The 12,278-nt window shown below is 49.1% G+C and carries 17 protein-coding genes; 1 reads left to right on the plus strand and 16 read right to left on the minus strand.

All coding sequences use genetic code 11. The features are described 5' to 3' along the window. Nucleotides 1–78: 78 nt before the first annotated feature. From ACP158_RS02615 to ACP158_RS02680, 14 genes are all read right to left on the minus strand, one after another. The gene (locus ACP158_RS02615) at nucleotides 79–1,512 is read right to left on the minus strand and encodes an AAA family ATPase (protein WP_424947432.1); all 1,434 of its coding nucleotides are present in this window, start codon (nucleotides 1,510–1,512) and stop codon (nucleotides 79–81) included. Further along, nucleotides 1,479–1,649, minus strand: a complete 171-nt coding sequence (locus tag ACP158_RS02620; protein WP_424947433.1) for a hypothetical protein — start codon at nucleotides 1,647–1,649, stop codon at nucleotides 1,479–1,481. Before ACP158_RS02620 ends, ACP158_RS02615 begins: the two co-directional genes overlap by 34 nt. A 10-nt stretch (nucleotides 1,650–1,659) precedes the next feature. Further along, entirely contained in the window at nucleotides 1,660–1,872 is a 213-nt protein-coding gene (locus ACP158_RS02625; RefSeq protein ID WP_424947434.1) for a hypothetical protein, read from the minus strand. A 34-nt stretch (nucleotides 1,873–1,906) separates the two neighbouring features. Next, nucleotides 1,907–3,061, minus strand: a complete 1,155-nt coding sequence (locus ACP158_RS02630) for an AAA family ATPase (RefSeq protein ID WP_424947435.1) — start codon at nucleotides 3,059–3,061, stop codon at nucleotides 1,907–1,909. Nucleotides 3,062–3,623: 562 nt separating this feature from the next. Then, on the minus strand, nucleotides 3,624–4,757 hold the full coding sequence (locus tag ACP158_RS02635; RefSeq protein WP_424947436.1) for an AAA family ATPase: 1,134 nt from the start codon (nucleotides 4,755–4,757) through the stop codon (nucleotides 3,624–3,626). Between the two features lie 142 nt (nucleotides 4,758–4,899). Next, nucleotides 4,900–5,109 carry a hypothetical protein gene (locus ACP158_RS02640; protein WP_424947437.1) on the minus strand — a complete coding sequence of 70 codons (210 nt, stop codon included), beginning with the start codon at nucleotides 5,107–5,109 and terminating at the stop codon, nucleotides 4,900–4,902. A 90-nt stretch (nucleotides 5,110–5,199) separates the two neighbouring features. Then, a complete protein-coding gene (locus ACP158_RS02645; protein WP_424947438.1) occupies nucleotides 5,200–5,430 on the minus strand; it encodes a hypothetical protein in 231 nt (76 codons plus the stop codon). A gap of 10 nt (nucleotides 5,431–5,440) precedes the next feature. Continuing rightward, nucleotides 5,441–5,653 (minus strand): hypothetical protein, encoded by a 213-nt coding sequence (locus ACP158_RS02650; protein ID WP_424947439.1) that lies wholly within the window; start codon nucleotides 5,651–5,653, stop codon nucleotides 5,441–5,443. A 34-nt stretch (nucleotides 5,654–5,687) separates the two neighbouring features. Further along, nucleotides 5,688–6,842 carry an AAA family ATPase gene (locus ACP158_RS02655; RefSeq protein ID WP_424947440.1) on the minus strand — a complete coding sequence of 385 codons (1,155 nt, stop codon included), beginning with the start codon at nucleotides 6,840–6,842 and terminating at the stop codon, nucleotides 5,688–5,690. 206 nt (nucleotides 6,843–7,048) lie between these two features. Next, entirely contained in the window at nucleotides 7,049–8,482 is a 1,434-nt protein-coding gene (locus tag ACP158_RS02660; protein WP_424947432.1) for an AAA family ATPase, read from the minus strand. After that, the gene (locus ACP158_RS02665; RefSeq protein WP_424947433.1) at nucleotides 8,449–8,619 is read right to left on the minus strand and encodes a hypothetical protein; all 171 of its coding nucleotides are present in this window, start codon (nucleotides 8,617–8,619) and stop codon (nucleotides 8,449–8,451) included. The genes ACP158_RS02660 and ACP158_RS02665 overlap by 34 nt, the downstream gene beginning before the upstream one ends. Before the next feature lie 74 nt (nucleotides 8,620–8,693). After that, nucleotides 8,694–8,843 carry a hypothetical protein gene (locus tag ACP158_RS02670; protein WP_424947441.1) on the minus strand — a complete coding sequence of 50 codons (150 nt, stop codon included), beginning with the start codon at nucleotides 8,841–8,843 and terminating at the stop codon, nucleotides 8,694–8,696. Nucleotides 8,844–8,877: 34 nt separating this feature from the next. Beyond that, on the minus strand, nucleotides 8,878–9,849 hold the full coding sequence (locus ACP158_RS02675) for a hypothetical protein (RefSeq protein WP_424947442.1): 972 nt from the start codon (nucleotides 9,847–9,849) through the stop codon (nucleotides 8,878–8,880). Next, complete coding sequence (locus tag ACP158_RS02680) at nucleotides 9,846–10,031, minus strand: hypothetical protein (RefSeq protein ID WP_424947443.1); 186 nt, start codon at nucleotides 10,029–10,031, stop codon at nucleotides 9,846–9,848. Before ACP158_RS02680 ends, ACP158_RS02675 begins: the two co-directional genes overlap by 4 nt. Before the next feature lie 93 nt (nucleotides 10,032–10,124). On the opposite strand from ACP158_RS02680, the gene ACP158_RS02685 reads away from it, so the two are divergent. Continuing rightward, nucleotides 10,125–10,343 carry a hypothetical protein gene (locus ACP158_RS02685; RefSeq protein WP_424947444.1) on the plus strand — a complete coding sequence of 73 codons (219 nt, stop codon included), beginning with the start codon at nucleotides 10,125–10,127 and terminating at the stop codon, nucleotides 10,341–10,343. Nucleotides 10,344–10,476: 133 nt separating this feature from the next. Here the strand turns inward: ACP158_RS02685 and ACP158_RS02690 are convergent, their stop codons facing one another. Further along, nucleotides 10,477–11,709: an ATP-binding protein gene (locus tag ACP158_RS02690; protein WP_424947445.1), complete on the minus strand. Its 1,233-nt coding sequence runs from the start codon at nucleotides 11,707–11,709 to the stop codon at nucleotides 10,477–10,479. Beyond that, nucleotides 11,706–11,930 carry a hypothetical protein gene (locus ACP158_RS02695; RefSeq protein WP_424947446.1) on the minus strand — a complete coding sequence of 75 codons (225 nt, stop codon included), beginning with the start codon at nucleotides 11,928–11,930 and terminating at the stop codon, nucleotides 11,706–11,708. The genes ACP158_RS02690 and ACP158_RS02695 overlap by 4 nt, the downstream gene beginning before the upstream one ends. Nucleotides 11,931–12,278 lie beyond the last annotated feature (348 nt).

A 12,278-nucleotide genomic window follows, 5' to 3' on the forward strand; every position in this document is an offset into this window, starting at 1 on the left:
ATCGTCATTACGACCTTTAGTAAGGGCATCCTGATTCGATTTTGATGCTGTCGGTGATGCCTCTTGAATATGCTCTCGCTACTGATCCAGTATATAAGTCATCAGACTGGGAATACCGGGTTCATATAAAGTCATCTGCGGCGATCGCCAGACGAAATCATGTCGAATAAACGTCCGTAGGTGTTCATTCACTGACTGTGTAGTAAGTGAATCGACAGGTAAATTATCTGCAATGACCTTCTTCAGCGTATCCCTTGTGGTTGTTTCCGTGTCTTGAAATACTTTTGCAATAGCAATAGCCGCTGGCAACAGTCCAAGATCGTCTAATTTATCTTTGCGTTCCTCATAAAAGTCCAGCCGGACGCTATCAACTTTTGTCTTTGCCGCGGTGACTTCCTGAGAAGTCAATTTTTGCAGTTCTTCTTCCTTTGCGACACCCCACAAAGCCGCGCCCCAAAGTTGAATGAAGTAGGGATAGTGCTGGCTGTCTTCAACGACCTGTGCGAGTGTGGTGTCGTCTATTTCTATGCCATGTTCATTTAACGGCTTTACGATGGCATCCGCAGTGGCCTGTGCATCTAATCGTGCAATGCCAATTACATTGGAACGCTCAACAAAACTGGCGTTTACCGTGGACAAGAAATGTCTCAGGCCAGGAGTGCCGGCGAGAACCAGTAAAAAGGGTGCTTCCCTTCGTATCTCCTGGCTCAGGTTTAACAAACCATTGCACAAGCCCGCATCCATGGTATGTGCTTCATCCATCAGAAATATCAGGGGGCTCTTTTTACATTCATTGGTCAGAGCGCTCACCAGTGCTTGATTGGCCGCGCTCCTTGATTCCCAAGTAGCAGACAGCAGAGCAAATTTGGCAATCCACTGATTAGGCTTCAAACGCTTCTTCCAATCCTGAGACAACAAGTAACTCCATAGATCCGCTGGGGATGTTAATTCATTGGGAGTCGTCCAACTGGTACGTATTGGATTATCCTTCGTGCTGGCCTTTTTGGCTTCAATTTCGAGCCAATTCAGCAATACTGTTTTTCCCATACCCCGCGGGCCATACATAACCATGTCGGTGGCAGGCGACCGTCCGGCAGACATTTCTGCCAATATCTTCATGAGCCGACCCTGCTCATTTTCCCGGCCCGCCAGATAAGGCGGGAATTGCCCAGTACCTGGCCTAAACGGATTCAAATCTTTGATCAGTGTCATGGTGGATTTCTCATTTACTACTCTAATAGGAATTATATACATAAATTTGCGGCGGCGTGTTATTTGCGCTTGTCTTTTCGTCGTCGTGCTGCGGTGCGGATGTGTCACGCTGGCGGCTACGCCGCTCTGGATTGCCCGGCCAATAATAATATGGGCCGGGCAATGACGACTCTTTAATTCGTCATTCTCGCCGCAGGCGGGAATCCAGTTGAAATATGCCGTCCGGCGCAGCCGCGGGAGTAAGGAGTTCGGCTTTGCCGAACGGTTTAATGACTGGATTGCCCGGGACAAGCCGGGCAATGACGGGGTGGGGGGCAGTGGTGAATTGAGAGGGCAAAGGTGCGTTGGGAGGGCAAAGCAACCGGGAATAAGGAGTCACGCTGCGCGTGACAATTATCCACTAGATTGCCCGGCCAATGATAATATGGGCCGGGCAATGACGACTCTTTAATTCGTCATTCTCGCCGTAGGCGGGAATCCAGTTGAAATATGCCGTCCGGCGTAGCCGGACTCATTTGCGGCGAAGCCGCGGGAATAAGGAGTCACGCTGCGCGTGACAATTATCCACTGGATTGCCCGGCCAATAATAATATGGGCCGGGCAATGACGGGTTGGGGGGTAATGGTGAATCGAAAGGACAAAAGCGCGTTGAGAAGCCAAAGCAACCGAGAAAAAGTCCGGCCGAGTTGGACTATTAATTTTGTATATGTTCTCGTTGTTTATCGAGTACATATCTCATCAAACTCGGAATGCCCGCCTCATATAAATCTGTGTCCGGCGGATTCCAAATAAACTCATGGCGAGCCAAGTCCCTCAAAACCTGCGATTCGTATCGCTCGTCTGATTGATTGTCCGGCAATGCGTCTTTGATGGCTTTTTCGAGATCTACTTCTTTAAATCTTGACTGGTCTTGAAATATCGCTGCGCAATCTGCAGCGACTTTTAATAATCCATCATCTTTCAATCTCCGGCGGCGGCTACTATAAAAGCCCAGTCGGACGCTCTCAACTCTTGTCTTTGCCGCCGTGACTTCATGAGAAGTCAGTTTTTGCAATTCTTTTTCCTTTGCCAAATCCCACAGAGATTCGCCCCAAAGTTGAATAAAATAAGGATAGTGCTGGCTGTCTTCAACGACCGGCGCAAGGGTGCTGTCGTCTATTTCTATGCCATGTTCATTTAACGGTTTTACGATGGCATCCGCAGTGGCCTGTGCGTCCAAGCGGCCAATGCCAATCTTGTCGGAACGCTCAACAAAACTGGCGTTTACCGTGGACAGGAAATGTCGTAAGCCGGGAGTGCCGGCGAGAACCAGCAAAAAGGGTGCTTCCCTTCGTATCTCCTGGCTCAGGTTTAACAAACCATTGCACAAGCCCGCATCCATGGTATGCGCTTCATCCATCAGAAACACCAAGGGACTCTTTTTACATTCATTGACTAAAGTATTTTCCAGCACTTGATTGGCCGCGCCCTTTGACTCCCAAGTGGCAGATAAGGCACCAAGTCCGGCAGTCAACTCGTCGGGCTTCAAACGCTTCTTCCAATCCTGAGACAACAAGTAACTCCATAGATCCGCCGGAGATGTTAATTTATTGGGAGTCGTCCAACTGGTACGTATGGGATTATCCTTCGTGCTGCCCTTTTTGGCTTCAATTTCGAGCCAATTCAGCAATACTGTTTTGCCCATGCCCCGGGGTCCATACATAACCATGTCGGCGGCAGGCGACTCCCCGGCAGTCATGTTTGCCAATATCGCCCTGAGCCTATTCTGCTCATTTTCCCGACCGGCCAGATAAGGCGGGCTTTTCCCGCTACCCGGTGTAAACGGATTTCGTGTTCTTGTGGGTGTCATGATGGCCTCCTCATTCGCCATCCAATGCTCAATCGAGCAACTGGCTCTTCTGCATAGTATACTCTATTTTTATGGAATTTCGGCGATTTTTTGCGCGTAGCGTGACTCCTTTTGAGACGCCAAAAGCACACGAGGAAAAATGGCGGCGAAGCCGCGATAAAAGGAGTTCGGCTGCGCCGAACGGTTTAATAACTGGATTGCCCGGCCAATAATAATTATGGGCCGGGCAATGACGAATTATAGGTAATGGTGAATTGTAAAGTGTGACTTTCTTTGAGAAGACAAAAGCAAACGAGAAAAAACCTGGTATGCCGAGCTATTAGTATCATTACGCAAGCGTGACTCACCGGGCGGCTTGCGCCGCCACTCTGGATTTGCGCGTATCATCCCTGATACGCGCCCTTCGGGCTCGCTTTGCTCGCGCCCAGTCGATTCATGGCCCTCCCGGTGATTTTTTCCGCCTACCGGCGAGAATGACGGGGTGGGGGGCAGTGGTGAAGGGGTTCGGCGTTAGCCGCTATCCTTACCGGCGGCGAAGCCGCCAACTATGCCGGGCTCATTACTAATCCAGTATATAAGTCATCAGACTGGGAATGCCCGCCTCATATAAATCAATCTGCGGCGGTTTCCAAATGAAATCATGTCGAATAAACGTTCGCAGATGTTCATTCACTGACTGTGTGGTAAGTGAATCAACAGGTAAATTATCTGCAATGACCTTCTTCAGCACATCCCTCGTAGTTGTTTCCGCGTCTTGGAATACTTTTGCAATAGCAATAGCCGCTGGCAACAGTCCAAGGTCGTCTAATTTATCTTTGCGTTCTCCATAAAAGTCCAGCCGGACGCTCTCAACTTTTGTCTTTGCCGCCGTGACTTCCTGATAAGTCAATTTTTGCAGTTCTTCTTCCTTTGCGACACCCCACAAAGCCGCGCCCCAAAGTTGAATAAAGTAAGGATAGTGCTGGCTGTCTTCAACGACCGGCGCAAGGGTGCTGTCGTCTATTTCTATGCCGTGTTCATTTAACGGTTTTACGATGGCATCCGCAGTAGATTGTGCGTCCAAGCGGCCAATGCCAATCTTGTCGGAACGCTCAACAAAACTGGCGTTTACCGTGGACAGGAAATATTGCAAGCCGGGGGTGCCGGCGAAAACCAGCAAAAAGGGTGCTTCATTTCGTCGTATCTCCTGGCTCAGATTTAACAAACTACGACACAAGCCCGCATCCATGGTATGCGCTTCATCCATCAGAAATATCAAGGGACTCTTTTTACATTCATTGGTCAGAGTGCTCACCAGTGCTTGATTGGCCGCGCTCCTTGATTCCCAAGTAGCAGACAGCAGAGCAAATTTGGCAATCCACTGATTAGGCTTCAAACGCTTCTTCCAATCCTGAGACAACAAGTAACTCCATAGATCCGTTGGGGATGTTAATTTATTGGGAGTCGTCCAACTGGTACGTATTGAATTATCCTTCGTGCTGGCCTTTTTGGCTTCATTTTCGAGCCAACTCAGCAGCACTGTTTTTCCCATGCCCCGTGGACCAAACATAACCATGTCGGCGGCAGGCGACTCCCCGGCAGCCATGTTTGCCAATATCTGCCTGAGCCTATTCTGCTCATTTTCCCGACCGGCCAGATAAGGCGGGCTTTTCCCACTACCCGGTGTAAACGGATTTCGTGTTCTTGTAGGTGTCATGATGGCCTCCTCATTCGCCATCCAATGCTCAATCGAGCAACTGGCTCTTCTGCATAGTATACTCTTTATTATGAAATTCTGGCGATTTTTTGCGCGTAGCCGGACTCCTTTGCGGCGAAGCCGCCGTCACGCGAAGCGTGACTCACTTGAGCACTTGGAGGATGGTGGTCATGGCAGCGAGAGCAGCGAAAAGCATAAACCCGAGGCGGATAGTCAAGTCCTTTTTAAGGTGTTCTATGTCAGTCTTGGTGGCTACCTGATCGGTAATAGCGCTGCCGATGGTGGTTACCATGGCTTCGGCGCCCTTAAGGTTTTTGACGGCTTGGCGAGTGTCAAATACGAATGATGACACGTTATTAATTTCCTTATTGAAAACAATGAGCGGTAAGTAAAACACTGTTTTATGGGGAATTCAAGCGGTTTTAGCACAATTTTGCGCGTATCATCCCTGATACGCGCCTTTCGGGCTCGCTTCGCTCGCGTCCAGTCGATTCATGGTGCTCCCGGCGATTTTTTCCGCCTGCCGGCGAGGATGACGGGTTGGGGGGGGCAGTGGTGAATCGAGAGGACAAAGGCGCGTTGGGAGGGCAAAAGTAATCGGGAATAAGGAGTCACGCTGCGCGTGACAATTATCCACTGGATTGCCCGGCCAATAATAATATGGGCCGGGCAATGACGACTCTTTAATTCGTCATTCTCGCCGCAGGCGGGAATCCAGTTGAAATATGCCGTCCGGCGCAGCCGGACTCGTTTGCGGCGTAGCCGCGGGAATAAGGAGTCACGCTGCGCGTGACAATTATCCACTGGATTGCCCGGCCAATAATAATATGGGCCGGGCAATGACGGGTTGGGGGGTAATGGTGAATCGAAAGGACAAAAGCGCGTTGAGAAGCCAAAGCAACCGAGAAAAAGTCCGGCCGAGTTGGACTATTAATTTTGTATATGTTCTCGTTGTTTATCGAGTACATATCTCATCAAACTCGGAATGCCCGCCTCATATAAATCTGTGTCCGGCGGATTCCAAATAAACTCATGGCGAGCCAAGTCCCTCAAAACCTGCGATTCGTATCGCTCGTCTGATTGATTGTCCGGCAATGCGTCTTTGATGGCTTTTTCGAGATCTACTTCTTTAAATCTTGACTGGTCTTGAAATATCGCTGCGCAATCTGCAGCGACTTTTAATAATCCATCATCTTTCAATCTCCGGCGGCGGCTACTATAAAAGCCCAGTCGGACGCTCTCAACTCTTGTCTTTGCCGCCGTGACTTCATGAGAAGTCAGTTTTTGCAATTCTTTTTCCTTTGCCAAATCCCACAGAGATTCGCCCCAAAGTTGAATAAAATACGGATAATGCTGGCTGTCTTCAACGACTGGTGCAAGGGTGTTGTCGTCTATTTCTATGCCATGTTCATTTAACGGTTTTACAATGGCATCCGCAGTAGCCTGTGCATCCAAGCGGCCAATGCCAATCTTGTTGGAACGCTCAACAAAACTGGCGTTTACCGTGGACAGGAAATGTCGTAAGCCGGGAGTGCCGGCGAGAACCAGCAAAAAGGGTGCTTCCCTTCGTATCTCCTGGCTCAGGTTTAACAAACCATTGCACAAGCCCGCATCCATGGTATGCGCTTCATCCATCAGAAACACCAAGGGACTCTTTTTACATTCATTGACTAAAGTATTTTCCAGCACTTGATTGGCCGCGCCCTTTGACTCCCAAGTGGCAGATAAGGCACCAAGTCCAGCAGTCAACTCGTCGGGCTTCAAACGCTTCTTCCAATCCTGAGACAACAAGTAACTCCATAGATCCGTTGGGGATGTTAATTTATTGGGAGTCGTCCAACTGGTACGTATGGGATTATCCTTCGTGCTGGCCTTTTTGGCTTCAATTTCGAGCCAATTCAGCAATACTGTTTTTCCCATGCCCCGCGGGCCATACATAACCATGTCGGCGCCAGGCGACCGTCCGGCAGACATTTCTGCCAATATCTTCATGAGCCGACCCTGTTCATTTTCCCGACCAGCCAGATAAGGCGGAGATCCTCCGCTACCCGGATTAAACGGATTCAAATCTTTGATCAGTGTCATGATGGATTTCTCATTCGCTATTTAATACTCAATTCAGAACAACTAGCTAACCTTTGTATAGTGTACTCTTTTTATGAGGTTTCGGCACTTTGCTACATAATCGCCATAAATCAACGTCCGAAACCAGGATCGTCATTACGACCTTTAGTAAGGGCATCCTGATTCGATTTTGATGCTGTCGGTGATGCCTCTTGAATATGCTCTCGCTACTGATCCAGTATATAAGTCATCAGACTGGGAATACCGGGTTCATATAAAGTCATCTGCGGCGATCGCCAGACGAAATCATGTCGAATAAACGTCCGTAGGTGTTCATTCACTGACTGTGTAGTAAGTGAATCGACAGGTAAATTATCTGCAATGACCTTCTTCAGCGTATCCCTTGTGGTTGTTTCCGTGTCTTGAAATACTTTTGCAATAGCAATAGCCGCTGGCAACAGTCCAAGATCGTCTAATTTATCTTTGCGTTCCTCATAAAAGTCCAGCCGGACGCTATCAACTTTTGTCTTTGCCGCGGTGACTTCCTGAGAAGTCAATTTTTGCAGTTCTTCTTCCTTTGCGACACCCCACAAAGCCGCGCCCCAAAGTTGAATGAAGTAGGGATAGTGCTGGCTGTCTTCAACGACCTGTGCGAGTGTGGTGTCGTCTATTTCTATGCCATGTTCATTTAACGGCTTTACGATGGCATCCGCAGTGGCCTGTGCATCTAATCGTGCAATGCCAATTACATTGGAACGCTCAACAAAACTGGCGTTTACCGTGGACAAGAAATGTCTCAGGCCAGGAGTGCCGGCGAGAACCAGTAAAAAGGGTGCTTCCCTTCGTATCTCCTGGCTCAGGTTTAACAAACCATTGCACAAGCCCGCATCCATGGTATGTGCTTCATCCATCAGAAATATCAGGGGGCTCTTTTTACATTCATTGGTCAGAGCGCTCACCAGTGCTTGATTGGCCGCGCTCCTTGATTCCCAAGTAGCAGACAGCAGAGCAAATTTGGCAATCCACTGATTAGGCTTCAAACGCTTCTTCCAATCCTGAGACAACAAGTAACTCCATAGATCCGCTGGGGATGTTAATTCATTGGGAGTCGTCCAACTGGTACGTATTGGATTATCCTTCGTGCTGGCCTTTTTGGCTTCAATTTCGAGCCAATTCAGCAATACTGTTTTTCCCATACCCCGCGGGCCATACATAACCATGTCGGTGGCAGGCGACCGTCCGGCAGACATTTCTGCCAATATCTTCATGAGCCGACCCTGCTCATTTTCCCGGCCCGCCAGATAAGGCGGGAATTGCCCAGTACCTGGCCTAAACGGATTCAAATCTTTGATCAGTGTCATGGTGGATTTCTCATTTACTACTCTAATAGGAATTATATACATAAATTTGCGGCGGCGTGTTATTTGCGCTTGTCTTTTCGTCGTCGTGCTGCGGTGCGGATGTGTCACGCTGGCGGCTACGCCGCTCTGGATTGCCCGGCCAATAATAATATGGGCCGGGCAATGACGACTCTTTAATTCGTCATTCTCGCCGCAGGCGGGAATCCAGTTGAAATATGCCGTCCGGCGCAGCCGCGGGAGTAAGGAGTTCGGCTTTGCCGAACGGTTTAATGACTGGATTGCCCGGGACAAGCCGGGCAATGACGGGGTGGGGGGCAGTGGTGAATTGAGAGGGCAAAGGTGCGTTGGGAGGGCAAAGCAACCGGGAATAAGGAGTCACGCTGCGCGTGACAATTATCCACTAGATTGCCCGGCCAATGATAATATGGGCCGGGCAATGACGACTCTTTAATTCGTCATTCTCGCCGTAGGCGGGAATCCAGTTGAAATATGCCGTCCGGCGTAGCCGGACTCATTTGCGGCGAAGCCGCGGGAATAAGGAGTCACGCTGCGCGTGACAGATATTTAACTGGATTGCCCGGCCAATAATAATATGGGCCGGGCAATGACGGGTTGGGGGGTAATGGTGAATCGAAAGGACAAAAGCGCGTTGAGAAGCCAAAGCAACCGAGAAAAAGTCCGGCAGAGTTGGACTATTAATTTTGTATATGTTCTCGTTGTTTATCGAGTACATATCTCATCAAACTCGGAATGCCCGCCTCATATAAATCTGTGTCCGGCGGATTCCAAATAAACTCATGGCGAGCCAAGTCCCTCAAAACCTGCGATTCGTATCGCTCGTCTGATTGATTGTCCGGCAATGCGTCTTTGATGGCTTTTTCGAGATCTACTTCTTTAAATCTTGACTGGTCTTGAAATATCGCTGCGCAATCTGCAGCGACTTTTAATAATCCATCATCTTTCAATCTCCGGCGGCGGCTACTATAAAAGCCCAGTCGGACGCTCTCAACTCTTGTCTTTGCCGCCGTGACTTCATGAGAAGTCAGTTTTTGCAATTCTTTTTCCTTTGCCAAATCCCACAGAGATTCGCCCCAAAGTTGAATAAAATAAGGATAGTGCTGGCTGTCTTCCACTACATGTTCCAAAGCATCGGCGGCGATGTGTACGCCATCGGCATCCAACGGCTTTACAATAGCATCCGCAGTAGCCTGCGCCTCTAATCGTGCAATGCCCATTTTCGTGGAACGTTCAACAAAACTAGCCCCCACTGTGGTCAGGAAATGTGCCAAGCCGGGAGTGCCGGCGAGAACCAGCAAAAAGGGTGCTTTGTTTCCTATCTCTTGGCTCAGGTTTAACAAAGCACGACACATGTCCGGCTCCATGGTATGCGCTTCATCCATCAGAAATATCAAGGGACTCTTTTTACATTCATTGACCACAGTGTTCACCAGTGCTGGATTGACCGCGCTCTTTGATCCCCAGGTAGCAGACACGGCACCAACTCCAGCAGTCACCTCGTCGGGCTTTAAACTATTCTTCCAATCCTGAGACAACAAGTAACTCCACATATCCGCTGGGGATGTTAATTTATCGGGAGTCACTCGGCTTACCCGTATAGAATTGTTCTTTGTACCGTCCTTTTCGACTTCATTTGCGAGCCAATTCAATAGCACTGTTTTGCCCATGCCCGGGGCCCATACATAACTATGTCGGCATCGGGCGACCTTCCGGCAGATATTTTTGCCAATATTTGTCTGAACCGACCCTGCTCGCTTTCCCGACCTGCCAGATAAGGCGGGAGTTGCCCAGTCCCGGGTGTAAACGGATTCAAACCTTCAATCTGTGTCATAACCAACGCCTCATTTGCTATTTAATAGGTTATCAGAACACCAACTAACTCTTGTAGAGTATACTCTTTTTTATGGAATTTCGGCGGTTTTTTGTGCGTAGCCGGACTCGTTTGCGGCGAAGCCGCGGGAATAAGGAGTTCGGCTTTGCCGAACGGTTTAATGACTGGATTGCCCGGGACAAGCCGGGCAATGACGGGGTGGGGGGTAATGGTGAATTGAGAGGGCAAAGGTGCGTTGGGAGGGCAAAGCAACCGGGAGTAAGGAGTCACGCTGCGCGTGACAGATATTTAACTGGATTGCCCGGCCAATAATAATATGGGCCGGGCAATGACGGGTTGGGGGGTAATGGCGAATTGTAAAGTTGTGACTTTCTTTGAGAAGCCAAAGCAACCGAGAAAAAGTCCGGCGGAGTTGGACTATTAATGTCGTCACGCGTAGCGTGACTCATTCTGCTGCCGGCGATGTTTCTTGCACATGCTCGCGCTGCCGGTCCAGGACATATTTCATCAAACTCGGGATGCCCGCCTCATATAAATCTGTGTCCGGCGGGTTCCAAATAAATTCATGGCGAATAAGCGTTCGTAGATGCTCATTAACTGACTGTGTAGCATGTGAATCAACAGGTAAATTATCTGCAATGATCTCTTTGAGCCTATCCCTTGTGGTTATTTCCGTGTCTTGGAATATTGTTGCAATAGCAACAGCCGCCGGCAGCAGCTCAAGGTCGTCTAATGTTGCTCTGCGCTCTCCATAAAAGTTTAACCGGCGGTTCTCAATCTTTGTTTCTACTTCGGTAATTTCTTGAGCAGTCAGTTTTTGCAGGTCTTTTTGCTTTGCCACATCCCAAAGAGCTTCGCCCCAAAGTTGAATGAAGTACGGATAATGCTGGCTGTCTTCCACTACATGTTCCAAAGCATCGGCGTCCACTGTTATGCCGTCTTCCTGCAACGGCTTTACAATGGCGTCCGCAGTAGCCTGCGCATCTAATCGTGCAATGCCCATTTTCTCGGAGCGGCCAACAAAACTAGCCCCTACTGTGGTCAAGAAATGTGATAAACCGGGAGTGCCGGCGAGAACCAGCAAAAAAGGTGCTTCCTCTCGTACCTCTTGACTCAGGTTTAGCAAACTACGACACAGACCCGGTTCCATGGTATGTGCTTCATCCACCAGAGCCACCAAGGGATTTTTTTTGCATTGAGAAATCAAAGCGTTTAATAAAACGCCATCAGTAGGCTCTTTTTCCTTCCATGTCTTAGCAATAAACGCCTCAGCCGAAACTGTATCAGCAGCAGACGCCCCGGCCTTAACACCTGCTGTTGTTTCGCCACCCAATACCTTTTCCGCCAAAGTTTCCTCAGACAATAAAAACGTCCACATTTTTGCTGGTGTTGCTAATTTATTAGCGGTGGTCGAACATGCGCGTACCGAATTTCTTTTTTTATAAAAATGTATCAGCTTTTTATTTCCCCCAATTTCCACTTTTAACCAACGCAATAACACGGTTTTGCCCATACCCCTGGGCCCATACATAACCATGTCGGCGGCAGGCGAATCCCCATCAGCCATATCTGCTAATATCTCTCTAAGCCGATTCTGCTCATTTTCCCGACCGGCCAGATAAGGCGGGCTTTTCCCGCTACCCGGTGTAAACGGATTTCGTGTTCTTGTAGGTGTCATGATGGCCTCCTCATTCGCCATCCAATGCTCAATCGAGCAACTGGCTCTTCTGCATAGTATACTCTATTTTTATGGAATTTCGGCGATTTTTTGCGCGTAGCGTGACTCGTTTGCGGCGAAGCCGCGGGAATGAGGAGTTCGGCTACGCCGAACGGTTTAATGACTGGATTGCCCGGGACAAGCCGGGCAATGACGGGTTGGGGGGCTATTAATGCCGTCACGCGTAGCGTGACTCCTTTCTGCCGGCGAGAATCACCCCCCCCCCCCCCCCCCCACCCCCTTGCTTTTTCCTAAATTTTCCATAATATCCTCCCTTGACACTATCCGCATGTTCCTATAGTTTGTCGCAAATCACGGTGCGAAATCCAATTTGACACAAAATTTGAAATTATCAACACAAACCTTGAAATTTTTGTATAATACGACGCTGGTCGCGCATATTCCGTAATTCAACTTGTCCGGTTAAAGGTAATACCCAATGAGCAGAATCCTAATCAAATCCCCCCCCCCCCTTATTTCTCGCATCTCGCGGGGCAGGGGGTCATCTCATGAAGCAGTGGAGCAACCCA

It is taken from the genome of Candidatus Spongiihabitans sp., assembly GCF_965247905.1.
Lineage (GTDB): Bacteria > Pseudomonadota > Gammaproteobacteria > Arenicellales > Poriferihabitantaceae > Spongiihabitans.

Excerpts from the sequence above, each read along its gene's own strand:
- ACP158_RS02630 (WP_424947435.1), bottom strand. The coding sequence starts at position 3,061 with ATGACACCCACAAGAACACGAAATCCGTTTACACCGGGTAGCGGGAAA.
- ACP158_RS02635 (WP_424947436.1), bottom strand. The coding sequence starts at position 4,757 with ATGACACCTACAAGAACACGAAATCCGTTTACACCGGGTAGTGGGAAA.
- ACP158_RS02655 (WP_424947440.1), bottom strand. The coding sequence starts at position 6,842 with ATGACACTGATCAAAGATTTGAATCCGTTTAATCCGGGTAGCGGAGGA.
- ACP158_RS02680 (WP_424947443.1), bottom strand. The coding sequence starts at position 10,031 with ATGACACAGATTGAAGGTTTGAATCCGTTTACACCCGGGACTGGGCAA.
- ACP158_RS02690 (WP_424947445.1), bottom strand. The coding sequence starts at position 11,709 with ATGACACCTACAAGAACACGAAATCCGTTTACACCGGGTAGCGGGAAA.